Annotated in this window: 17 protein-coding genes; 7 read left to right on the top strand and 10 right to left on the bottom strand. The window is 70.6% G+C overall.

Annotated elements, in window-relative coordinates:
- The first annotated feature begins 40 nt into the window (after positions 1-40).
- Genes BWR60_RS16230 through BWR60_RS16220 form a run of 3 tightly spaced genes read left to right on the top strand, consistent with a single transcriptional unit; the run spans position 41 to position 3,914 of the window.
- A complete protein-coding gene (locus BWR60_RS16230) occupies positions 41-1,630 on the top strand; it encodes a sugar ABC transporter ATP-binding protein (RefSeq protein ID WP_088152063.1) in 1,590 nt (529 codons plus the stop codon).
- Positions 1,627-2,943, top strand: coding sequence for an ABC transporter permease (locus BWR60_RS16225; protein WP_088152062.1), 1,317 nt, complete (start codon positions 1,627-1,629; stop codon positions 2,941-2,943). The genes BWR60_RS16230 and BWR60_RS16225 overlap by 4 nt, the downstream gene beginning before the upstream one ends.
- A complete protein-coding gene (locus BWR60_RS16220) occupies positions 2,940-3,914 on the top strand; it encodes a substrate-binding domain-containing protein (RefSeq protein WP_088152061.1) in 975 nt (324 codons plus the stop codon). The genes BWR60_RS16225 and BWR60_RS16220 overlap by 4 nt, the downstream gene beginning before the upstream one ends.
- A gap of 184 nt (positions 3,915-4,098) precedes the next feature.
- On the opposite strand, the gene BWR60_RS16215 is transcribed toward BWR60_RS16220, so the two are convergent.
- Positions 4,099-6,003, bottom strand: a complete 1,905-nt coding sequence (locus BWR60_RS16215) for a calcium-binding protein (protein WP_088152060.1) — start codon at positions 6,001-6,003, stop codon at positions 4,099-4,101.
- Between the two features lie 579 nt (positions 6,004-6,582).
- Between BWR60_RS16215 and BWR60_RS16205 the strand changes: the two genes are divergently transcribed.
- Positions 6,583-7,500 (top strand): hypothetical protein, encoded by a 918-nt coding sequence (locus BWR60_RS16205; protein ID WP_088152058.1) that lies wholly within the window; start codon positions 6,583-6,585, stop codon positions 7,498-7,500.
- Between the two features lie 4 nt (positions 7,501-7,504).
- On the opposite strand, the gene BWR60_RS16200 is transcribed toward BWR60_RS16205, so the two are convergent.
- From BWR60_RS16200 to BWR60_RS16185, 4 genes are all read right to left on the bottom strand, one after another.
- Entirely contained in the window at positions 7,505-9,604 is a 2,100-nt protein-coding gene (locus BWR60_RS16200) for a mechanosensitive ion channel family protein (RefSeq protein ID WP_144445638.1), read from the bottom strand.
- Between the two features lie 72 nt (positions 9,605-9,676).
- Positions 9,677-10,330: an amino acid ABC transporter permease gene (locus BWR60_RS16195; RefSeq protein ID WP_088152056.1), complete on the bottom strand. Its 654-nt coding sequence runs from the start codon at positions 10,328-10,330 to the stop codon at positions 9,677-9,679.
- A complete protein-coding gene (locus BWR60_RS16190; protein WP_088152055.1) occupies positions 10,327-11,001 on the bottom strand; it encodes an amino acid ABC transporter permease in 675 nt (224 codons plus the stop codon). The genes BWR60_RS16195 and BWR60_RS16190 overlap by 4 nt, the downstream gene beginning before the upstream one ends.
- A gap of 191 nt (positions 11,002-11,192) precedes the next feature.
- Positions 11,193-11,975: a transporter substrate-binding domain-containing protein gene (locus BWR60_RS16185; RefSeq protein WP_088152054.1), complete on the bottom strand. Its 783-nt coding sequence runs from the start codon at positions 11,973-11,975 to the stop codon at positions 11,193-11,195.
- A 190-nt stretch (positions 11,976-12,165) separates the two neighbouring features.
- Between BWR60_RS16185 and BWR60_RS38170 the strand changes: the two genes are divergently transcribed.
- Positions 12,166-12,333: a YqaE/Pmp3 family membrane protein gene (locus BWR60_RS38170; protein ID WP_081991824.1), complete on the top strand. Its 168-nt coding sequence runs from the start codon at positions 12,166-12,168 to the stop codon at positions 12,331-12,333.
- Positions 12,334-12,357: 24 nt separating this feature from the next.
- Here BWR60_RS38170 and BWR60_RS16175 read toward each other — a convergent pair whose 3' ends face one another.
- Positions 12,358-13,932, bottom strand: a complete 1,575-nt coding sequence (locus BWR60_RS16175) for an MFS transporter (protein WP_088152053.1) — start codon at positions 13,930-13,932, stop codon at positions 12,358-12,360.
- Positions 13,933-14,062: 130 nt separating this feature from the next.
- Here BWR60_RS16175 and BWR60_RS16170 point away from each other — a divergent pair, with 130 nt between their 5' ends.
- Positions 14,063-14,956, top strand: a complete 894-nt coding sequence (locus tag BWR60_RS16170; protein ID WP_088152052.1) for a LysR family transcriptional regulator — start codon at positions 14,063-14,065, stop codon at positions 14,954-14,956.
- Positions 14,957-15,151: 195 nt separating this feature from the next.
- Here the strand turns inward: BWR60_RS16170 and BWR60_RS16165 are convergent, their stop codons facing one another.
- Together BWR60_RS16165 and BWR60_RS16160 are read right to left on the bottom strand one after the other, a co-directional pair.
- The gene (locus BWR60_RS16165; RefSeq protein ID WP_088152051.1) at positions 15,152-18,118 is read right to left on the bottom strand and encodes a beta strand repeat-containing protein; all 2,967 of its coding nucleotides are present in this window, start codon (positions 18,116-18,118) and stop codon (positions 15,152-15,154) included.
- 180 nt (positions 18,119-18,298) lie between these two features.
- The gene (locus BWR60_RS16160; protein WP_088152050.1) at positions 18,299-19,999 is read right to left on the bottom strand and encodes a calcium-binding protein; all 1,701 of its coding nucleotides are present in this window, start codon (positions 19,997-19,999) and stop codon (positions 18,299-18,301) included.
- A gap of 156 nt (positions 20,000-20,155) precedes the next feature.
- Here BWR60_RS16160 and BWR60_RS16155 point away from each other — a divergent pair, with 156 nt between their 5' ends.
- Complete coding sequence (locus BWR60_RS16155) at positions 20,156-21,052, top strand: alpha/beta fold hydrolase (protein WP_088152049.1); 897 nt, start codon at positions 20,156-20,158, stop codon at positions 21,050-21,052.
- Positions 21,053-21,184: 132 nt separating this feature from the next.
- On the opposite strand, the gene BWR60_RS16150 is transcribed toward BWR60_RS16155, so the two are convergent.
- Both BWR60_RS16150 and BWR60_RS16145 read right to left on the bottom strand, forming a co-directional pair.
- Positions 21,185-22,903, bottom strand: a complete 1,719-nt coding sequence (locus tag BWR60_RS16150) for an ABC transporter ATP-binding protein (protein ID WP_088152048.1) — start codon at positions 22,901-22,903, stop codon at positions 21,185-21,187.
- Between the two features lie 14 nt (positions 22,904-22,917).
- Complete coding sequence (locus BWR60_RS16145) at positions 22,918-23,505, bottom strand: DUF2585 domain-containing protein (RefSeq protein WP_088152047.1); 588 nt, start codon at positions 23,503-23,505, stop codon at positions 22,918-22,920.
- Between the last annotated feature and the right edge of the window lie 71 nt (positions 23,506-23,576).

Below are 23,576 nucleotides of genomic sequence, written 5' to 3'. Positions count from 1 at the left end.
GGCCGCCACGAAGCCGCCGGCGACCAGAGAGGGAGGAGAGGTGTCGAGCATAGACACTGAGACGAGCGCCGCGCCGCCGGTGCTGCGCGCTGCGAGCATCGGCAAGACCTTTGCCGGGGTGACGGTGCTGCACGGCGTCGGCCTGGACGTGTTCGCGGGCGAGATCCACGCCCTGATGGGCGAGAACGGTGCCGGCAAGTCGACCCTGATGAAGATCCTGGCCGGCATCCATGGCGACTATGACGGCACCATCCTGGTCGACGGCGCGCCGCGCCAGTTCGCCGGGGTGCGCGACGCCGAGGAGGCCGGCATCGGCATCATCCACCAGGAGCTGAACCTGGTGCCGGGCATGACCGTGGCCGAGAACATCTTCCTCGGCCGCGAGCCGCTGCGCGGCGGCATGTTCGTCGACGGGCCGGCGCTGCGCGAGGCGGCGGCGCGGCTGATCCGCCGCCTGGGCATCGCCGTCGACCCCGATGCGCGGGTCGGCAGCCTGCGGGTCGGCGAGCAGCAGCTGGTCGAGATCGCCAAGGCGCTGTCGCTCGACACCCGCATCCTGATCATGGACGAGCCGACCTCCGCCCTCTCCCAGGCCGAATGCGCCACCCTGTTCGCGGTGGTGCGGCAGCTGGCGCGCGACGGCGTCGCGGTCGTCTACATCTCGCACCGGATGGACGAGGTGATGGAGCTGGCCGACCGCGTCACCATCCTGCGCGACGGCCGCCACGTCGTCACCGCCCCGATCGCCGATCTGACGCGGGAGCGGATCATCGCCCATATGGTCGGCCGCGAGCTGGCCAAGGCGGAGCATCCGGCCGGGCGCGGCGGCGCCGGCGGCCGGCCGGTGCTGAGTGTCCGCGACCTGTCGCTGGAGGTGCCGGGCCGGCGCGGCGGCTGGCGCCGGGTGCTGGACGGCGTCGGCTTCGACCTGCATCCGGGCGAGATCCTGGGCATCGCCGGCCTGCTGGGTGCCGGCCGCACCGAGATCCTGGAGACGATCTTCGGCTCGGCCCGCGGCCGCCGCGGCGGGACGGTGCGGATCGACGGCGAGGCGGTGACGATCGACGATCCGGCGGCGGCCAAGCGCCACGGCCTGGCGCTGGTGACCGAGGACCGCAAGGTCACCGGCCTGCAGCTCGGCGCCTCGATCCGCGACAACCTGGCTTTGCCTTCCCTGCCCCTCCTGGCGCGGCTCGGCCTGCGCCGCTTTGGGCGCGAGGCGGAGCTGGCGCGCGGCACCATCGGCCGCCTCGGCGTGCGCTGCACCGGACCGGCCCAGCCGGCCGGGCGCCTGTCCGGGGGCAACCAGCAGAAGGTGGTGATCGGCAAGTGGCTGGCCACTGTGCCGCGCGTGCTGCTGCTGGACGAGCCGACCCGCGGCATCGATGTCGGCGCCAAGAAGGAGATCTACGACCTGGTCTTCGCTTTGGCCGACCAGGGCATCGCTGTCCTCCTCGTCTCCTCCGAGCTGCCAGAGCTGCTGCTGCTCGCCGATCGTATCCTGGTGATGTGCGAGGGCCGGCAGACCGGCCTCCTGTCCCGCGCCGAGGCCAGCCAGGAGGCGATCATGGAGCTGGCCTCGCCCCGCGCATCCCGCCCCGTTTCCCGAGCCGCCGAGACCGTGCCATGAGCGTCCTGCGCCTGTTGTCCCGCACCAAGCTGTACTGGGGCCTGCTGGTCATCCTCCTGATCGGCATCGCCTTCTCGCCGGTCAGCGGCAGCGGCCGCAACATCTTCCTGTCCTACGGCAACCTGACCGACGTGCTGCGCCAGGTGTCGATCACCGGCCTCGTCGCCGTCGGCATGACCGTGGTGATCCTGATCGCCGGCATCGACCTGTCGGTCGGGTCGGTGATGGCCTTCGGCACGGTGCTGAGCGCGACGCTGCTGACTCAGGACGACTGGACCAGCTCCGCCGGCGTCGCGGTGCCGGCGGCGATCCTGGTCGCCTTCTTCGCCGTCTTCCTGCTGGTCCATTTCCTCGGCCGCGGCCTCAAGCACACCGAGGGGCCGGTCGGCGCTCGCCGGCGGCACAACCGCGACCCGCTGCGCGACGGCTGGATCCCCGGCGCCGCCGGCCTGGCCCTGGCGGCGCTGGTGGCCGCGTGGCTGGTGCCGCAGGTCGGCAGCAAGTTCGGCGTCCCGGCCCTGCTGGTGGCGGTGCCCTGCGCCGGGCTGATGGTCGGCGCTGTCAGCGGCGCCATCATCGTCGCCGGGCGGCTGCAGCCCTTCATCGTCACTTTGGCGATGATGGTCGGCATGCTGGGCCTGTCGCGCCTGACCGCGGGGCAGGACAGCGCCGTGCTGCCGGTCTATGCCGGCACCAACGCCACCGAGGACATCGAGCTCTTGCGCAGCATGCTGTGGGGCGTGCTGCCGGTGCCGGGCCTGTTCTTCCTGGCCGCGGTCGCGGTCTTCGCCGTGCTGCTGCGCCTGACCGTGTTCGGCCGCTATGTCTACGCCATCGGCGGCAATGAGGAGGCGGCGCGCCTGTCCGGCATCCCGGTCGACCGGGTGAAGATCGCGGCCTACGCCTTCTCCGGCATGCTCGCCACCCTGGCCGGCATCCTCTATGTCGCCCAGTACCGTCAGGGCAAGCCGGATGCCGGGGCGGGGCTGGAGCTGGACGCCATCGCCGCGGTGGTGATCGGCGGCGCCAGCCTGATGGGCGGTCGCGGCGCCCTGGCCGGCACGCTGGTCGGCGTCCTGATCTTCGGGCTGCTGTCGAACATCCTGCAGCTCCACAACATCAACTCCAACCTGCAGCTGGTGTTCAAGGGGGCGATCATCATCGTCACCGTGCTGCTGCAGGAGCGCAACCTGGCCGATCTGCTGGCGCCGTTCCGCACGGCGCGCGCAGCCCGGCGGGACCCCGCCGCCCGATCCGAGGCGACGGGCCAACAAGGATCCTCGCTGATCCATCGGGAAGGAACGCAACCATGAACCGTCGCGATCTTCTGAAAACGACCGCGCTGGCGCTGGGCGCCGGCGTCACCCTCTACCTGCCGGCCGGTTGGACCCCGGCCCGCGCCGCCGACAAGAAGTGGCGCATCGGCTTCTCCCAGGCCACGACGCTGGAGCCGTGGCGGGTGCAGTTCAACAAGGACATCAAGGCCGAGGCCGAGAAGCAGCCCGATGTCGAGCTGCTGATCGCCGATGCCGAGGACAAGACCGAGAAGCAGGTCGCCGATGTCGAGAACTTCATCCGGCAGGAGGTCAATGCCCTGCTGATCTCGCCGAAGGAATCGGCCGGGCTGACCGGGGTGGTGGACAAGGCGATCGACGCCAAGATCCCGGTCTTCGTGCTGGACCGCAACGTCGACACCCAGCGCTACACCCAGTTCATCGGCGGCGACAACGTCGTCATCGGCAAGGCGGTCGGCGACTTCGTGGTCAAGGCGCTGGGCGGCCCCGGCAAGGCGGCCGGCAACGTGGTCGAGATCTGGGGCGGCCTCGGCACCCAGCCGGCGCATGACCGGTCGGACGGCTTCCATGCCGTCGCCGACAAGGAGACGGGGCTGAAGTTCCTGCTCGACAAGCAGTCGGCCGACTGGAAGCAGAACCTGGCCTACGACATCATGACCACGGCGCTGCGCAACTTCGAGAAGATCGACCTGGTCTACGGCCACAACGACCCGATGGCCTATGGCGCCTATCTCGCCGCCAAGGATGCGGGCCGGGAGAAGGAGATCAAGTTCGTCGGCGTCGACGGCCTGCCGAACGAGGGCGTGGTCTGGGTCAACAAGGGCGAGCTGGCGGCGACCTTCCTGTACCCCACCCCGGGCGCCGAGGGCCTGCGCCAGGCGGTGAAGCTGCTGAAGGGCGAGAAGGTCGAGAAGACGATCGTGCTGCCGACCATGGCCATCACCAAGGAGAACGCACCGGAGATCCTGAAGCAGAACGGGCTGATGTGACGGCAACCGGCATCGACATCGAGGCGCCGGCCTTTGAGGCCGTCATGGCGGAGCGCGCAGCGCCCCCTTGAATCCAGTGGGGCCATCCAGGGGGCGGTGCCTCTGGATGGCCCCGCCCCCAATGGGTGTAAGGGGTGGGGCTCGCCATGACGGGCCATGTCTCGGGCCGCCGGCACAAGCCTCCTCAGAGCAGGAAATCCGCGACCGTGAGCGGATGGTCGGCGATGACGTTGATGGCGAAATCGGGCGCCTTGTCGCCATTGGCGTCGACATAGACCACCTGGATCGCCCCGGCCGTCACCACCCGCAGCTCACCGGCATGACGGGTGAAGTCGCCGGTGCCGAAGGTGAAGGCGGTGTCGCCGTTGCCGCCATTGCCGTCGGCATCGATCGCCGACAGGTCGATCACGTCGCCCGTCGTGAAGTCGGCGATCACGTCCTTGCCGGCCCCCGACACGGCGCTGTCGGACAGGGCGGCATAGGAAAAGCGATCATTGCCGGCGCCACCCTTCAGCAGGTCGCCACCGCCGCCCCCGACCAGCACGTCGTCGCCGGCCAAGCCCCACAGGGTGTTGGCGCCGGCGTCGCCGGTCAGCAGGTCGGCAAAGGCCGACCCCATCACACTCTCGATCTCCGTCAGAGTGTCGCCCTCGGCATCGCTGCCGCCGCCCGCGCCGGTGCCGGTGGCCAGGTCGACCGCCACACCGGCGGCCGAGCCGGCATAGCTGGCCGTGTCGATACCGGCGGCGCCGATCAGCGCATCCGCACCGGCGCCGCCCTCGAGGATGTCGTTGCCGTCGCCGCCGTCGAGCGTGTCCGCACCGGCGCCGCCGTAGAGATTGTCGTCGCCGGCTTCGCCGAAGACCTGGTCGTTGCCGGTGCCGGCGTCCACCGAATCGTTGCCGGTGTCGCCATGGATCGTGTCGACGCCGTCGCCGCCCACGAGCCGGTCGTTGCCGTCGCCACCGTCGAGGCTGTCGTCGCCACCCTCTCCCGACAGGGAATCGTCGCCGCCATTGCCGACGATCGTGTCGTTGCCGAGCTCGCCGCCGATGATGTTGCGGCCGTCATCGCCCGACAGGTGGTCGTCGAAGCTCGACCCGTACAGGTTCTCGATACCGGCCAGCGTGTCGCCTTCGGCATCGCCGCCCGAGGCGGTGTGGGCCAGAAGATCGACCGTCACCGCCGCGCCCGAGCCCTGGTAGTTGGCGAAGTCCGACCCGTCACCGCCATCCAGCGCATCCGCCCCGGCGCCCCCGCGCAGGGTGTCGTCCCCGGCGCCACCGGCCAGCGCATTGACGCCACCGTCGCCGTACAGATGGTCGCTGAAGGCCGACCCGACCAGGTTCTCGATGCCGGACAGCGTGTCGCCCTCGGCGTCGCCGCCGACACCGGTGCCCGGCGCCAGGTCCACGGTCACCCCGGCCGCGGACGCCGAGTAGTCGGCCGTGTCGATGCCGGCATCGCCGACCAGCGCATCGGCGCCGGCACCACCGATGAGGACGTTGTTACCCGCATCGCCATGCAGCGAATCTGCCAGGGCCGACCCGGTCAGGTTCTCGATCCCGGTCAGCGTGTCGCCACTGGCGTCGCCGGCCGAGACCTGGGCCGTCGACAGCCGCAGGTCGACCGTGACGCCGGCGGCGGAATTGGCGTAGCTGGCGGTGTCGATGTCGGCGCCGCCGTCCAGCAGCTCGGCATTGACGCCCCCAACCAGGATGTCGTTTCCGCCATTGCCGCGCAGCGTCTGGTCGGCGCCGGTCGCCGCGATCAGCACATCGTCGAACGCGGTGCCGCGATACTCCTCGAAGCCGCGGACCGGATTGGCGACAAGCGAGGCGATGATGCCGTTGGCATCCCGCACCGTGCCCTCGGTCTCGTCGATCCGGATGCCCCGGCCGAAGCCGGAATAGTCGAGGGTGTCGTAGCCCGTCTCGGGAATGATCTTCGCCTGGATGTCGCTGCCGATGACGAAGTCGTCGTCGGCGCCGCCGAAATTGAACTGTGTGTTGCTGTACTCGACCAGGGTGTAGCCGGGCGGAACCGGGCCGGTGTAGCCGGGCGGGACCATGAAGAATCCGAGTGCCATTACATGCTCCTGTGATGCTGCGGGTGAACGGAATCAGCCCTTATCAATGAAGTAGCGCTGCCCTGGGCCAAGGCCTGGAAGGTGTCGTAGGTCATCCACATATGGTCGCCGCTGCCGGCCCAGCCGATGCCCCGGCACGGGCCGAAGCTGCACCGCGCACAGGCCGAAGCTGCACCGCGCACAGGCCGTCATCATAGCCGACAACCAGCAGGCGGTGGCCAGCGCGGCGATCGGCGGCGGCCCGGGTCGGGACTCCGCCGTCGCCGGCATTGGGGACCGCGATCAGCCCGGTGCGGCCATGGGACCGGACGTCGGCATAGAGCGAGATGCACCATGGCCGGCCAGTATTTCAGGCCGCGATCCATACAAAAAGCATCAATCTTTATCTGATTTTTGGTTGCAGTTCCCTCAAGACAAAACCGACAATTAACCTTATCTTAAGCATGCGATTCTTAGGATTTATTTGACACACGATGCGTTGACCGAAATCGAGGCGCGCCGGCCGCAGATTTCAAGCCGGCTCGACTGGATCTTCCCAGCCGTCGCTGTTGTCCTCGACCACGAGCGGGACGAACGGCCATGACATACAGACTCTGCCTGGTGGCGTGCCTTCTTCTGGCCGCCTGTGGCAACGTTACCACCTCCCAAGCGCCGCTGGTCACCGAAGGGCCGCTGACCGCGGTGCCCTATCCGGGCACGGTCATCCCCGGCATCACGTCGCCGATGCCCCGGGTCGCAGCGATGCCCGAGCCGTCGCCGCCCGACGCCGTCGCCGAGATCGGCGCCGGCCCCGGCTGCGCCTCCGGCCGGCTGACCCCGTCGCAGCGCGCGATCTGCGGGTCGCCGACCGCGCTGTGGCTGGACCGGCAGCTCGACGGCATCCAGGGCTGGAAGATCGCCGGCCCGGCCGCCGTCGGCAAGGCCGAGACTGGCGCCATGCGCACGGCCGTGCGGCGCTGGGTCGACCAGTGCGGCGCCGACATCGGCTGCATCCAGTCGCGCCAGTTCGGCATGCTGCGCACCCTGACGGCGGCGATCGACGGGGCGCAATGGGGCGGCCGCTACGACGGCCCCTATTGGACCATGTATGTGCTGCCGGCCCAGTATGTCGGCGAGGTCAACGTCTTCCTGACCCTCGACCGCAACGGCCGCGAATGCGCCCTGGCGCTGACCGGCGTCCGCCAGGACCTGCACGACCGCTTCCCGCTGCCGGACCTGCGCGACGGGGCGATCGGCGGCCGCGACCGGCTGTACCTGGCCGATCCGGGCACCCCTTCGGCGCTCCCGGGCCAGGGCGGGCTGATCCGGTTCACCCGCGTCGGCTCCAAGGTCTGGATCCACCGCGACGGCCGGACCCCGGCGATGGACCGGCAGTGCCGGGCGGGGGCGATCTATGGCGAGTACCGCAAGGACGACCCGAAGCGGCCGGTGGTCAGCTACCTCGGCGCGCCGGGGCTGGAGCCGCTGCCGCCGCACATCATGGTGCCGGGGGGCTGAGACCTCACCCCGGCGCCGGACCGCCGCCGGTCGCGGCGATGGCGGCGGCGGCCACCGCCGGGTCGGCCTCGCTGCCGTCCGGGTTGCGCACCACCACGTCGCGGCGGGCGAGATGGATGCCGGCGGCATCGAACTCCTCGAGGATGCGCTGGTACAGCATCCGGCGGATCAGGAACTGCTCGCCCGGCCGTGACATGAACTTGATCCCGACCACCATGTTGAACTCCTCGATCCGCCGGACGCCCTGGGATTTGGGCGGATCGATCAGATGCGGCCCGAGCTGCGGATCGGCCGCGATCTCGGCGCCGATCTTCTTCACGATCTTCCGCACCTGCTCGACATCGGTGTCGAAGGGCACGCGGAACTCCATCTTCATCACCACCCAGTCGCGGCTGAGATTGGTCATCGCCCGGGCCTCGCCGAACGGCACGGTCTGCAGCGCGCCGCGCTGATGGCGCAGCTTCAGCGAGCGGATCGAGATCGCCTCGACCGTGCCCTTCAGGCTGCCGATCTCGACATATTCGCCGACCCGGAACGCGTCCTCGAGCAGGAAGAACACGCCGGAGACGATGTCCTTCACCAGGGTCTGGGCGCCGAAGCCGATGGCCAGGCCGATCACGCCGGCGCCGGCCAGCAGCGGCCCGATGTCGATGCCGAGCGAGGACAGCACCACCAGCGCCGCTACCGTCGCCAGGGTGACGAAGTAGGCGTTGCGGAACAGCGGCAGCAGGGTGCGCAGCCGTGACTGGTGCGCCGCGTCGGTCGCCGACATCGCCGCGGTCGACCGGCTGAGATGGTGGTCGATCACGGCCCGGCCGAGATGCCACAGCAGGTCGACCACGATCAGCGTCAGGACGATGCGCAGCGCGGCGCGCAGCGCCATCGCTCCGGGCTCCTCAGCCGCCATCATCGCATGCATCGAATCGACGCCCCAGCGCTGCGCCAGATAGGCGAGGGCACTGAGGATAACCAGCGCCTGGGCCGTGCGCTCCAGCAGCATGGCCAGCGGCCTGTCCTTGCCCTCGACCGAATCCGGCGACGCCACCGACCGCGCCGCCTCGCGGATCTGGCGCAGGCCCCAGGGCAGCAGCGCCAGGACGAAGACGGTGATCGCGGCGCGGGCGGCGCCCAGCGCGACCAGCGCCGCGGCGGCGGCCATCGCCGCCGTCACCACCCAGCGCCCGAGGTCGTGCTTGACGCCTTCACCATCCGCCCAGGCCCGGCGGACCCAGGTGAAGGCGACGACCAGGCCCAGCACCAGGAAGGAGGTCAACTCGCGGATCAGCAGCGCGGCGTCGTCGGGCGCGTCCAGCCGACGCATCAGCCGGGCCAGGAAGATGCCGCCGATCATCACTGTCGGGATCGCGATCAGCCAGGCCATGATCGCCGGGATCGCCGCCTCCGGCGCCGCGACCAGGCGCAGCTCCGGCCGGCCGGGGGCGAGGCCGAGTCGCAGCACCGCCCGCGCCAGCCGGGCGACCAGCACGATGGCGAGCAGCGCCAGCACCAGGTGCTGGAAACCGCGCGGCCAGGTGAAGATCAGGAAGATGCCGAGGCTGCCGACGGCGAAGGCGACCAACGCGCCGACGGCGAAGACGAGGCGGGCGGCGAAGACGGTGAGATGCTCGCCGATCCCGGCGCCGGGCGTGTGGATCAGGCGGCCGCGGATCGAGGCGGTCAGGCGCCGGAACAGCCATTCGGCCAGGATGCCGGTGCCGACGAAGCCGCCGACCGCCAGGACCAGGCCGAGCACGCCGAGCTCGGCCAAGGCCCCCCCGATCCGGGTTCCGACCGCGGCCAGGATGCTCGGCAGGCCGCGCAGCGTCTCGACATACCAATGCAGCTTGCTGCGGGTCTGCATCCGCATCATGTCGATCTCGTCCATGCCGGGCGGCGGGGCCGCGGCAGCCGGCGCCGCGGCGGCCGGCTGCGCCTGCTTCTGTGCCAGCCAGGCCTGCACCTCCGGGTTGCGCAGCAGGTCGAGCAGCTGCTGGACGGCGGCCGGTGGGGGCGGCTCCGCCGCCGGTGTGGGCGCCTGCTGCGCCCAGGCCGTTGCCCCGGCCAGAACCAGCATCGCGATCAACAAGCCTCGAAACCAGCGCATCCGCCCCTCCCGTCCCCTGCACGCATGCTGTCGCGCCGCGCGGCCGGTGGCAACGGGCGTCGCGCGGAGGGGCTAGCGCGTGCCGCGGGCCAGCCGCCGCTCCAGCACCGTCGCGGCGAGCGCGATCGGATAGCACAGGGCGAAGTAGAGCAGCGCGACGAAGCCGTAGGTGCGGGCGGAGTCGAAGGTGGCGTTGACGATGATGGTGCCGGCCTTGGTCAGCTCGACGAAGCCGATCACCGAGGCCAGCGCCGTGCCCTTCACCACCTGCACCAGGAAGCCGACGGTGGGCGCGATGGCGACGCGCAGCGCCTGCGGCAGGATCACCAGCCGCAGCCGCTGCGGCCAGGTCAGGGCCAGGGCCCGCGCCGCCTCCCACTGGCCGCGCGGCACGCTGTCGACCGCGCCGCGCCAGATCTCCGACAGGAAGGCGGCGGCGTAGAGGGTCAGCGCCACCGCGGCGGCGGCCAGCGGCGGCAGGTCGAGCCCGACCAGCGCCAGGCCGAAGAAGCACAGGAACAGCTGGATCAGCAGCGGCGTGCCCTGGAACAGCTGGACGTACAGCCCGGTCGCGCGCCGGGCCCAGCGCCGGCCGGACAGGCGCAGCAGCAGCAGGCCGGCGCCGAGCAGGAAGCCGCCGAGGAAGGCGATCAGGCTCAACGCGATGGTCCAGCGCGCCGCCAGCAGCAGGTTGCGCAGGATGTCCCAGGTGGTGAAGCCGGTCATGCGGGCACCTGCCGGTGGCGGAACAGGCGCCGGCCGACCCGGTCCGCCAGCCGGCGCAGGACGACGGAGAGGACCAGGTAGATCGCGCCGACCACGAGATAGGTCTCGAAGCTGAGGAAGGTGCGGGACTGGATGAAGCTGCCGGCGAAGGTCAGGTCGCGCACCGCGATCTGCGACACCACCGAGGAGCCGAGCATGATGATGACGAACTGGCCGGTCAGGGACGGGTACACCGTCTCCAGCGCCGGGATCAGCACCACCAGCCGGAAGGTGCGCCAGCGCGACAGGCCCAGGCTGGCCCCGGCCTCCCACAGCCCGCGGCCGACGCCGTCGAGCCCGGCGCGCACGATCTCGGTCGAATAGCCGCCGAGATTGACGATCATCGCCAGCAGCGCCGCCTCGACGCTGCCGAGCCGCAGCCCCAGCCGCGGCAGGCCGAAGAAGACGAAGAACAGCTGGATGATGAAGGGCGTGTTGCGGATCAGCTCGACATAGGCGCCGACCACGAACCGGACGGGTGCTCGGCGCGAGCGGCGGCCAAGGGCGCCGAGCACGCCCAGCGCCAACCCGCCGGCGATGGCGATCAGGGTCAGCAGGATGGTCAGCCCGATCCCGCGCAGGATCAGCCCGCCATAGCCGAGCAGGTCGGCGAAGTGGAACTGGATGGTCAAGGTGGGGCTTCGCCTCGTGCGTGGCCGTTGAAAGCGGTGCTCGCCCCCTCACCCGAAATCGCTTTGCGATTTCGACCTCTCCCCAAGGAGAGGTGTCGGTGGCCGGCGCTTTTCTCCCTCTCCTCGGGGAGAGGGAGGGGCCCGCCGCGTTGGCGGCGGGAGGGTGAGGGGGAATGCCGGTCTGGCAGTCACTACACCGGCAGGTCGCCCGGCAGCGCCGCGCCGAGCCATTTCTTGCTGATCGCGTCCAGCCGCCCGTCCTGCTTCGCCGCGGCGATGATGGCGTTGACCCTGGCCAGCAGCTTCGGCTCGCCCTTGTTCAGGCCGATGAAGCAGGGCGACTGGCTGAGGATGAATTTCGGCTCCGGCCGCACCGCCGGGTCGCGCGCTAGGATCGCGGCGGCGACGACATTGCCGGTGGCGATCAGCTCGGTCTGGCCCGACAGGAAGGCGGCGATGGTGGTGTTGTTGTCCTCGAACCGTTCGATGTCGGCGTCGGCCGGCGCGATCTTGGAGATCGCCAGGTCCTCCAGCGCGCCGCGGGTGACGCCGACGGTCTTGCCCGCCAGGTCCTCGGCCTTGGCCACGGTCGAATCGGCCGGGCCGAACACGCCGGAGAAGAACGGCGCATAGGCGCTGGTGAAGTCGATCACCTTCTCGCGCTCGGCGTTGCGGCCGAGGCTGGAGATGATCAGGTCGACCTTGTGGGTCTGCAGATAGGGCAGCCGGTTTGCACTGGTCACGGGCACCAGCTCGACCGCCACGCCCAAATCCTGGGCAATCAGGGTGGCCATGTCGATGTCGTAGCCCTGCGGCTGCAGGTCGGGCCCGGCCGAGCCGAAGGGCGGGAAATCCTGCGGCACGGCGATGCGGATCACCTTGGCTGCCAGCACGTCGTCCAGCGCGTCGGCGGCAGCGGGCCGCACCGCCCCGGCCAGCCCCATCACGACCGCCAGGCCGCAGAACAGCCCCATTCCCCAGTTCCGCAACGACATCCCGTGCCCCATCCCTGTCGGCGCGACCGCCGCGCCATCGGGACGGGATCAGCAAGCGGCATGCCACAGGGCCGATGCAACAAAGGGCAACAAATCGTTACGCCCCCGGCATTGTCCCGGCCGGCGGGGGGCGCTAGGCAAGGGCGGGATCAACAACCGAGGCCGGTCATTGACCACGCTCCTCTACATCCTCGCCTTCCTGTGCCCGCCGCTGGCCGTCTATCTCGACATCGGCGCGGGGGACGAGCTGCGGCTGAACATCATCCTGACGATCCTGGGCTGGATCCCCGGCATCATCCACGCCCTGTACATCCTCTCGATCCACCCGCCACATTGAGAGACAGTCTCTGACGACGCTGGATCACTCCGCGGCGGCCTCCGCCGGCTGCAGCGCCGGTTCCGGCCGGGCCGGGCGCGACAGGAAGCCGAAGACGACGGCGGCGGTGACCACGGTGATCGCGGCCAGCACGAAGCAGAGGCCGTGGAAGGCGTCGCCATAGGCGCGGACCAGCAGCGCCGGCCCGGCCTGCGGCAGCGCCGCCGCGGCCTGCGCCAGGTCGCCCATCGCCAGGCGCTGCGAGGCGAGGGTCAGCGCCGCCGGATCGGCCGGGCTGAGGATTGCGCCCAGCCCGGACCGGGACAGCCCGGCCAGGATGGCGCCGACCACGGCCAGGGCGATGCCTTCCCCCGCCACCCGGGTGGTGCTGAAGATGCCGGCGGCCATGCCCGCGCGCTCCTTCGGCACGACGCTGACCGCCAGCGCGTCCATCAGCCCCCAGGGCAGGCTGATGCCGAGGCCGATCACGAAGAGCGCCGGCACCATCGCCGCGCCGGGAAGGCCCGGCGGCACCTGCGCCAGCCAGACCAGCCCGGCGGCCGCCGCCAGCAGCCCGGCGCCGCACAGGGCGCCGGCGGAGACCCAGCGGGTCAGCAGCGCCGCCAGCATCGGCACCACCAGCATCGGGCCGCACAGCGCCATCATCATCCAGCCGGCGCCCAGCCCGCCCCAGCCCTCGATGCCGACGAAGCGCAGCGGCAGCAGGATCAGCAGCACGACGAAGGAATAGGCCGGCGCCGCGGCCAGCAGCTGGACGCCGACGAAGCGCGGGAAGCGGAACAGCGACAGGTCCAGCATCGGCCGCGCCACCCGCGTCTCGATCGCGACGAAGGCCGCGCCCAGCACCACGGCGCCGGCCAGCAGGCCGATCACCCAGGGGCTGCCCCAGCCCTGCTCCGGCGCCAGCAGCACGGCATAGGTCAGGAGCGACAGGGCGGCGGTGAAGCTGGCGGCGCCCGGCCAGTCGAGGCCGACGGCGCCGGGGTCGCGGGATTCCCGCATGAAGCGCCAGCCGGCGGCGAGGCCGACGGCGGCCAGCAGCGCGGTGCCGAGGAAGATCGCCTGCCAGCCCGCGGCCTCGACCAGCCAGCCGGACAAGAGCGGGCCGAAGGCCAGGCCGATGCCGAAGGTGGTGCCGATCAGGCTGAAGGCACGGGTCCGCGCCGCCCCGTCGAACTCCTGCGCCAAAGCGGCGAGGCCGGCGGAGAACGCGGCGGCGCCGGCGCCGCCCTGCAGCGCCCGCAGCAGGTCGAGCCACAGCAGGTCGCGCACCTGGGTCAGAGCCAGGGAGGAGGCCAGGAACACCAGCTGCCCGATCAGGAACACGCGCTTGCGGCCGAAGCTGTCGGCCAGGGCGCCGGCGATCATCAGCGTACTGCCGAAGCACAGCATGAAGGCGTTGGTGATCCAGTTCAGCGCGACCGGGTCGCCGCCCAGCGACCGGGCGATCGCCGGCATGGCCACGGCCGGGCCGGTGAAGTTGAACGGCAGGGCCAGCAGCGACAGGCACACGGCGGCCAGCACCAGCAGGCTCTCCGTCCGGCCGGGGCCGGCGGAGGGCGCGGGTGCCGTGGCCGCGGAATCGGAGATCCGGGGCATGGGCAACTCGTTGGTGACGGGAGGCCGCATTTCCGTCGCGGCTTGCACCAGAGATAATCCCGCCGTAATGCTGGACCAATCGGCACAAATTCCGCTCTGACCGGAATATCGTTCCGCAATCGGGCCCGTCATGGACAATCTGAACGGCCTCGCCGCCTTCGTCCGCGCCGCCGAGGCGCGCAGCTTCGTCGCCGCGGGCCGTGAGCTCGGCCTCACCGCCTCGGCGGTCGGCAAGGCGGTGGCGAAGCTGGAGGAGCGGCTGGGCGCCCGGCTGTTCCAGCGGAGCACCCGGCGGATCAGCCTGACCGCCGAGGGCACGCTGTTCTACGAGCGCTGCCAGCGCATCCTGGGCGACATCGCCGATGCGGAGGCGGAGCTGCAGCGCGCGCTGGACGCGCCGCGCGGCCGCCTGCGGGTCAGCATGCCGCTGGCGACGCACCGGCTGCTGGTGCCGGTGCTGCCGGAGTTCCTGCGGGCCTATCCCGAGATCGAGCTCGACCTCGACTTCAACGACCGCATCGTCGACGTGATCGAGGCGGGGCTGGACGTGGTGATGCGCAGCGGCGCGCTGGGCGATTCCCGGCTGATGTCCCGGCGCGTCGGGCAGTTCCGCTTCCACGTCGTCGCGTCGCCCGGCTATCTCGCGCGGCACGGCGTGCCGGCACGGCCGGCGGATCTCGAGCGCCATGCCTGCCTGCGCTACAAATTCCCGACCTCCGGCGCGATGATGGAGTGGACGCTGCAGGCGGAGCCCGGCACGCCCCCCTGGCGCGTGCCGGCGACCCTCGTTTCCAACAGCACCGATGCGCTCATCGCCGCGGCGGAACGCGGGCTCGGCCTGCTGTACACGGCGGACTTCATCGTCGGGCGGGCGCTGCAGGCCGGCACCCTGCGGACGGTGCTCGACGCCTATGAGGCGCCGCCCGGCCTGTTCTGGGCGCTGTGGCCGTCCAGTCGGCAGCTGTCGCCGAAGGTGCGGGTGTTCGTCGACTTCCTGTGCACCCGGCTGATCCCGGCGCCCTGAGTCGTCCCCCTCTCCTGCAAGCGAGACCCTTTCACAATTCCCAGAACCGTCATTGCGAGCGCAGCGAAGCAATCCAGGGGCCGGTGCGCGCCGGCCCCTGGATTGCTTCGTCGGCTTCGCCTCCTCGCAATGACGGCGTGGGGCTGAAGCAGCGCCTCGCCTTGGTCGGGTGGCCCGATCCGGTCTTGTCTCGCCCTACAGCATGAAATCGGCCGCCACCAGGGCGATGGTGCCGGTGAGCACGATGTGGAAGTCGCTGACCTTGTCGCCGTTGACGTCGCCGGCGATGGTGGTGTCGGCGCCGTTGAAGGCGTAGCGCAGCTGGCCGGCGACGCCGGTGTAGAGGCCGGTGCCGATGAGAGTGAAGGCCTGGTTGCCCGCGACCGCGGTGTTGGCATCGACCGCCGCCAGGTCGATGCGGTCGCCCTCGGCGCGGCTGAAGTCGGCGATCCGGTCGGCCTTGGCCCCGACCACGCTGTGCGCGGCGGCGGCGAGGCCGAAACGGTCGGCCCCGGCGCCGCCGATGAAGGTGTCGATGCCGGCGCTGCCGATCAGCCGGTCGTCCCCCGCCCCGCCGGACAGGGTCAGGCCGATCCGCCCGGCCGCCACGGCGGCGGCATTGACCAAATCGTTGCCGTCGCCGGTGCCGATCGTCAGGCGGTCGATCGCCTCGGTGCGCTGCACCACCACCGTCGCCGCCAGGCCGCCGATGCCGATATCGGCGCCCGAGGAGGAGAGCGAGACCGTGTCGGCGCCGGCGGTGCCGTCCACGGTCACTGCATCGGCCGCGCCGTCGCCGGCCGTCGGGGTGGTTCCCGCCAGGTCGATGCCGACCCGGGTGATGTCGGTTCCGGTCAGGTCGCGCACCGCGACCGTGTCGGCGCCGCCGAGCGCCTTGAGCTGGATGCGCTCGACATCGTCCAGGTCCAGGACGACGGAGCCGACGTCGCGGACGAACAGGACCCGCCCGCCATTGGCCGAGATGTTGAAGGTCTCGTTGGCGGCGCTCCCGGTGACGCTCAGATCGTCGATGCCGGCCTGGCCTTCGACCGTGTCGCTGCCGTCGCCCGGGATCCAGGCGAAGGTGTCGTTGCCGGCGCCGAGGAAGGCGACGTCGTTGCCGCGGCTGCCGACCACCAGGTCGTCGCCGTCGCCGCCCAGCAGCAGGTCGGCCCCGGCGCCGCCGAAGAGCGCGTCGTTGCCGGCGCCGCCGTCGAGGGCCAGGGCCATCGGCGCCGTCGTCAGGGCCCGGGCATCGATCCGGTCATTGCCGCCCAGGCCGTTGATCGTGAGCTGGTCGGCGGTCTCGCCATGTTCGATGACGAGCTGGGCCGCCAGGCCGGTCGCCACCACCGTGGTGCCTGACAGGGTCAGGGTCACGGTCTCGGCGGCGGCCGAGCCGTTGGCGGTCACGACATCGGCCTGGCCGTCGCCGGTCCCGCCCCCCAGAAAGCCTTCGAGATCCACCGTCACCCGCGTCACGTCGGTGCCGGTCAGGTCGTTGACGGTGACGCGGTCGGCCCCGCCCAAAGCGTGGAATTCGATGCGCTCGACATCGTTCAGGTCCATGACGACGCTGGCGACGTCGCGGACGAACAGCACCCGCCCGCCATTGGCCGAGACGGTGACGGTCTCCGTGACGTTCGAGCCGGCGAAGTCGAGCATGTCGGTGCCGGCCTGGCCTTCGACGATGTCGTTGTCGTCGCCCGGCGCCCAGCCGAACAGGTCGTCCCCCGCCCCCAGCAGGGCGGTGTCGTTGCCGTCCCCGCCGCGCACGATGTCGGCGCCGGCGCTGCCGAAGACCACGTCGGCGCCGAGGCCGCCGAGCACGGTCAGGCCGATCCGGCCGGCCGGCAGCGCCGAGGCGTCGATCACGTCGTTGCCGGCCTGCGCCTGGATCGTCAGCCGGTCCAGCGCCGCATCGGCATGCTGGATCGAGACCGATGCCGGCAGCCCGCTGACGGCGACGACGGCGGTCGACGCCACCAGGGTGACCACGTCGTCGCCGGCGGTGCCGTCCACGGTCACCATGTCGGCGGCGCCGTCGCCGGCCGTCGGGGTGGTCCCGGCCAGGTCGACCCCGACCCGGGTGATGTCGGTGCCGGTCAGGTCGTGCACCGCGATGGTGTCGGTGCCGCCCAGCGTCTTGAGCTGGATGCGCTCGACATCGTTCAGATCGAGAGTGACCGAGCCGATGTCGCGGACGAACAGGACCCGGCCGCCATTGGCCGAGATGTTGAAGGTCTCGTTGGCGCCGGCCCCGACAAAGCTCAGATCGTCGGTGCCGGCCTGGCCTTCGACCGTGTCGCTGCCGTCGCCCGGGATCCAGGCGAAGGTGTCGTTGCCGGCGCCGAGGAAGGCGACGTCGTTGCCGCGGCCGCCGACCACGATGTCGTCGCCGTCGCCGCCCAGCAGCACATCGGCCCCGACCCCGCCGAAGAGCATGTCGTTGCCGGCCCCGCCGTCGAAGGTCAGCAGCACCGGCGCCGTCGCCAGCAGCCGGGCGTCGATCCGGTCGTTGCCGTCCAGCCCGTTGATGGAGAGCTGGTCGAAGGTCTCGGCATGGTCGACCACGAGCTGGGCCGCGAGGCCGGTCGCCACCACCGCCGTGCCGGACAGGGTCAGGGTCACGGTCTCGGCGGCGGCGCCGCCGTTGGCGGTCACCACATCGGCCTGGCCGTCGCCGGCCCCGCTGTTCAGCACGCCTTCCAGGTCCACCGTCACCCGGGCCAGGCCGGTGCCGGTCTGGTCGTTGACGGTGACCCGGTCGGCCCCGCCCAAGGCGTGGAATTCGATCCGCTCGATGCTGTTCAGGTCCTGGACGACCGAGCCGACGTCGCGCGTGAACAGCACCCGCCCGCCATTGGCCGAGATGTTGATAGCCTCGGCGACGTTCGAGCCGCTGAAATCGAGCGTGTCGGTGCCGGCCTGGCCCTCGACCGTGTCGCTGCCGTCGCCCGGCACCCACAGGAAGATGTCGTCCCCCGTGCCCAGCAGGGCGGTGTCGTTGCCGCGGCCGCCGGCGACGATGTCGTTGCCGCCGGCGGCGGAGATCACGTCGGCCTCGTCCGAGGGCCGCGGCTGGCCGGAGGCCGTCACGCTGGGCGACACGAAGCCGGGGGTGATGGTTTCTGCGGCGTCGGTGCCGGTGAAGACGGACATGGAAATTCCCCATCCGAGAGGGGGGCGGCCGGAGAACCGCCCTCCCGATCAATCCCAGCCAATATCGCGTTGCCGGCGGAAACCGTGGGCCGGCACGCCCGCAACATACCATGGATTCGAGGCGAATGCCGTGGACCGACGTCGGACGCCCGGGCTGGCCCGGGCGTCCGGCCTCGCGGGCTACAGCACGAAGTCCGCCGCCGTCAGGGCGACGTGCCCGGTCAGCGTGATGTGGAAGTCGGAGGTGCCGTCGCCGTTGACGTCGCCGGCGATGGTGGTGTCGGCGCCGTTGACGGCGAAGCGCAGCTCGCCGGCATGGTGGGTGTAGAGGCCGTTGCCGATGAAGGTGAAGGCCTGGTTGCCGGCCGCGCCGGTGTTGGCGTCGATCACCGACAGGTCGATGCGGTCGCCCTGGGCGTGGCGGAAATCGGCGATCCGGTCGGCCTTGGGCCCGACCACGCTGTCCGACACCAGGTTGAACTGGAACCGGTCGGTCCCGGCGCCGCCCAGGAAGGTGTCGGTGCCGGCGCTGCCGACGAGCTTGTCGTTCCCGGCCCCGCCCGACAGGGTCAGGCTGATCTTGCCCGCCGCGACCGCCGCGGCGTTGATCACGTCGTCGCCGTCGCCGGCGCTGATCAGCAGCCGGTCGCCCGCCTCCGAATGCTGGATCGCGACCGAGGCCTGCAGGCCGCCGATGCCGAGCGCGTCGGCGGAGGAGGAGAGCGAGATCTTGTCGATGCCGGCGGTGCCCTCGACGGTCACCGAATCGACCGCGCCGTCTCCGGTCGTGCCGCCCGCCGTCGCCGCCAGGTCGATGCCGATGCGGGTGGTGTCGGTCCCGGTCAGGTCGTGGACCGTGACCTTGTCGGCGCCGCCCAGCGCGGTGAACTGGATGCGCTCGACATCATTCATGTCCATGTTCACGGCGGCGACGTCGCGGAAGAAGGTCGTCCGCCCGTGATTGGCCGAGATGTCGATCGCCTCGTTCACGCCGGCGCCCAGGAACGCCAGGCTGTCGGTGCCCGGGCCGCCTTCGATGGTGTCGCTGCCGTCGCCCGGCGCCCAGGCGAAGGTGTCGTCCCCGGAGCCGAGGAAGGCAGTGTCGTCGCCCTTGGCCCCGATCACGAGATCGTTGCCGGCCCCGCCGAGCAGCAGGTCCGCCCCGGCGCTGCCGATGAGGGTGTCGCTGCCCTCGCCGCCATCGAGGACCAGGACCATCGACTGCGGCAGCAGGCTGGCGTCGAGCCGGTCGTTGCCGCCGAGCCCGTTGATGATCAGGTGGTCGCCCGGATCGAAATGGCTGATCGTCGTCTCCGCCGCCAGCCCGGCCACATGCACGGTCGCATCCGCGCCGGTGCCGGTCTGGGTCAGCTTGATCGCGTCGTTGACGGGGGCGCCGTTGGTGAAACCGGCCCCGTTGACGATCACCGTGTCCTCCGCGCCGTCGGCGGCGGTGCCGTCATGCACGCCGGCCAGGTCGATCTCGACATGCTTGACCGCGGTGCCGGCCAGGCTGTTGACGGTGACCAGGTCGGATCCGCCGAGCGCCTCGAACTCGATGGTCTCGAGATTGGTCAGGGTCATCTGGACCGAGGCGATGTCGCGGAAGAAGATCGCCTTGCCGGCATTGGCGAAGATCAGGATGTTCTCGTCGGCATTGGCGCCGTCGAAGTCGAGGGTGTCGAGGCCGGCGCCGCCGTCGATGGTGTCACTGCCGTCGCCCGGGACCCAGCCGAACTCGTCGTTGCCGTCGCCGAGATTGGCGATGTCGTCGCCCTTGTTGCCGTTGACGACGTCGTTGCCGCCGAGCGCGTTGATGGTGTCGATGCCGTCCGAGCCTTCGAGATGGTCGGCGCCGTTGGTGCCGTTGATGATGGCCATGGTGTCGTTTCCCCTTCGTCTCAGGGCGGCCGGCGGCCGCCTTTCGCTGTCTCACCCGGCCAGGATGCCGGGGAGCGGGGGCGCTGCGTGTTACCGGGGTCACCCCGGCGGGCGGATGTGCTCCAATCGGCGGAGTCCAACCAAGGAGTCGCGGCCATGCTGAAGCGGATCGAGGCCGGGGTGCTGGACGTCGCCTATGAGGAGAGCGGCGACCCGTCCGGCTGGCCGGCGGTGCTGCTGCACGGATTTCCCTACGACATCCGCAGCTATGACGAGGTGGCGCCGCGCCTGGCGGCGCAGGGCGCCCGGGTGATCGTGCCGTATCTGCGCGGCTACGGCCCGACCCGCTTCCTGTCGGCGGACACGCCGCGGTCGGGCGAGCAGGCGGCGCTGGGCCACGACCTGCTGGATCTCCTGGACGCGCTGAAGATCGGATCGGCGGTGCTGGGCGGCTACGATTGGGGCGGCCGCGCCGCCTGCATCGTCGCGGCGCTGTGGCCGGACCGGGTCCGCGGCCTGGTCTCGGTCAACGGCTACAACATCCAGGACATCGCCAAGTCGGGCGAGCCGGCCTCGCCCGAAGCCGAGTTTCGCTACTGGTACCAGTATTATTTCCACGGCGAGCGCGGCCGGCGGGGGCTGGAGCGCAACCGGCGCGAGCTGTGCCGCCTGCTGTGGCGGCTGTGGTCGCCCGAATGGCGCTTCGACGACGCCACCTATGACCGCAGCGCCGGGTCCTTCGACAACCCTGATTTCGTCGATGTCGTGATCCAGTCCTACCGCCACCGCTACGCCTTGGCCGAGGGCGACCCGGCGGTGGCGGAGGTGGAGCGCCTTCTGGCGGCGCGGCCGCCGATCACGGTGCCGGCGATCACGCTGGACGGCGACGCCGACGGGGTGATGGCGCCCGGCGGCACCGCTCCTCATGCTGGCCGCTTCACCGCCCGGCACGAGCACCGGGTGATCGGCCCCGGGATCGGCCACAACCTGCCGCAGGAGGCGCCGGAGGCGTTTGCCGACGCGATGCTGACGGTGAGGGGCTGGGCGGGCTGAACCCCGCAGACCCAAACCGTCATTGCGAGCGCAGCGAAGCAATCCAGGGGCCGGTGTGTGCCGGCCCCTGGATTGCTTCGCCGGCTTCGCCTCCTCGCAATGACGGAGTGGAATGAGCGTGGTGACCGGCCGTCACCGCCCCCCGTATTGCGCGTCGTGCAGCCGGCGGTACAAGCCCCCCGCGGCGACCAGGTCGCGGTGCCGGCCCTGCTCGGCGATGCCGCTGGTGTCGACCACCACGATCCGGTCGGCATGCTGGATGGTGGCCAGGCGATGGGCGATCACCAGCGTGGTGCGGCCCTGCGACAGCTCGGCCAGCGACTGCTGGATCGCCTGCTCGGTCTCCGTGTCCAGGGCCGAGGTGGCCTCGTCCAGGATCAGGATCGGCGGGTTCTTCAGGAACATGCGGGCGATCGCCAGGCGCTGCTTCTGCCCGCCCGACAGCTTCACCCCGCGCTCGCCGATAACCGTGTCCAGCCCGTCCGGCAGGCCGGCGACGACGCCGTCGAGCCGGGCCCGCCGCGCCGCCTCCATGATCTCGGCCTCGGTCGCGCCCAGCCGGCCATAGGCGATGTTCTCGCGGATCGTGCCGGCGAACAGGAACACGTCCTGCTGCACCACGCCGATCTGCCGGCGCAGCGAGGTCATGGTCATGTCGCGGATGTCGATGCCGTCGATCGTGATGCGGCCGCCCTGGACCTCGTAGAAGCGCGGCAGCAGCGAGCAGATCGTGGTCTTGCCGGCGCCGGAGGGGCCGACGAAGGCCACGGTCTCGCCGGCCCGGATCGCCAGGTCGATGCCGCGCAGCACCGGCGTGCCGTCGCCATAGCCGAAGCTGACGCCCTCGTAGCGGATGTCGCCCTTCAGCACCGGCACGTCGACCGCGCCCGGCCGGTCGACGATGTCCGGCTCGGTGTCCAGGAGCTCGGTGTAGCGGCGGAAGCCGGCGATGCCCTTGGGATAGGTCTCGATCACCGAGTTGATCTTGTCGATCGGCCGGAAGAACACGTTGACCAGAAGCAGGAAGCCGACGAAGCCGCCCTCGCTGAGCCGGCCGGTCAGCACGAAATAGGCGCCGGCGATCATCACCACCATCTGGATCAGCCGCATGCTGAGATAGCTGAGCGAGGTGCTGGCCGCCATGATTCGGTAGGCGTCGAGCTTGGTGCGCCGGTAGTTCTGGTTGTCGTCGGCGAACAGCCGGCGCTCATGCTCCTCATTGGCGAAGGCCTGCACCACGCGGATGCCGCCGACATTCTCCTCGATCCGGACGTTGAAGTTGCCGACGCGGCTGTAGAGGGCCTGCCAGTTGCGGGTCATGCGGCCGCCATAGCGGCTGGTCAGCCAGGCGGTCAGCGGCACGATCGCCGCGGTGATCAGCGCCAGCTCCATATGCACCGTCAGCATCAGCGCGAAGGCGCCGATGAAGGTCATCACCGCGATGAACAGGTCTTCCGGCCCGTGATGCGCGACCTCGCCGATCTCCTCCAGGTCCTTGGTCAGGCGGCCGACCAGATGGCCGGTCTTCTGGTTGTCGAAATAGCTGAAGGACAGCTTCTGCAGATGGTCGAAGGCCTTCCGCCGCATCTCGGTCTCGATGTTGATGCCGAGCATGTGGCCCCAATAGGTCACCACCGCCATCAGGCCGGTGTTGGAGACGTAGATCACCAACAGGCCGGCGGCGGCCAGCAGGATCAACGGCCAGTCGCCGCTCGGCATCAGGCTGTCGACGAACAGCTTGACCGCGATCGGGAAGCCGAGCTCGAGCAGGCCGGAGACGATGGCGCAGCAGAAATCGAGCAGGAACAGCCCGCGATGCGGCCGGTAATAGGCGAAGAAGCGTCTCAGCATCGGTCGTCTTGAAGTCAGCCGCCGGACTGCCACACCCGGATCGCATCGACCGGGTGCAGCAGCATCAGCACGTTCAGGGTGAGGTTGTCGCGGATCAGCCAGCCGGTCAGCAGCTCGAAGAAGATCGCCAGGGCGATGGTCAGCCAGACCGGCGCCCGCGCCGCGAAGAAGAAGCCCAGCGTCATGAAGCCGATGTCGGAGACCGAGTTGATGACGCTGTCGCCGGTGTAGCCCAGCGCGATGGTCGCCTCGCGATAACGGTCGATCACCATCGGGCTGTTCTCGGCGATCTCCCAGGCGCATTCGACCGCCAGCGCGATCAGCGCCCGGGCGCCGAGCGGCAGGCGCCGGGCGAACAGCCGGGTCAGCCCGAAGAACAGGAAGCCGTGGATGATGTGCGACGGCGTGTACCAGTCGGCGATGTGCTGGGAGTTGTCGGCGCTCATCACGTCCGGCGCCCACAGCTTGACCGTGCCGCAGGTGCAGATCGGCACCCGGCCCATGGCCAGCAGGATCGCCGCCGTCGCCGCCACCAGCCCGAGGCCGAGCAGGAGAGTGATGCGCCCGGCCGGCCGCACCGCCTTGAAGGATCCGTTCACCATGCGTGCAGTCCTAGCACGGACGGAACGCTGCGAACCATTCGCGGTTGGCAGAGCGAAGCGCCGCTTTCGGC

The sequence above is a fragment of the Inquilinus limosus genome, from assembly GCF_002195995.1.
Taxonomy (GTDB): domain Bacteria; phylum Pseudomonadota; class Alphaproteobacteria; order DSM-16000; family Inquilinaceae; genus Inquilinus; species Inquilinus limosus_C.
This window is presented reverse-complemented; position numbering and strand designations above follow the sequence as displayed.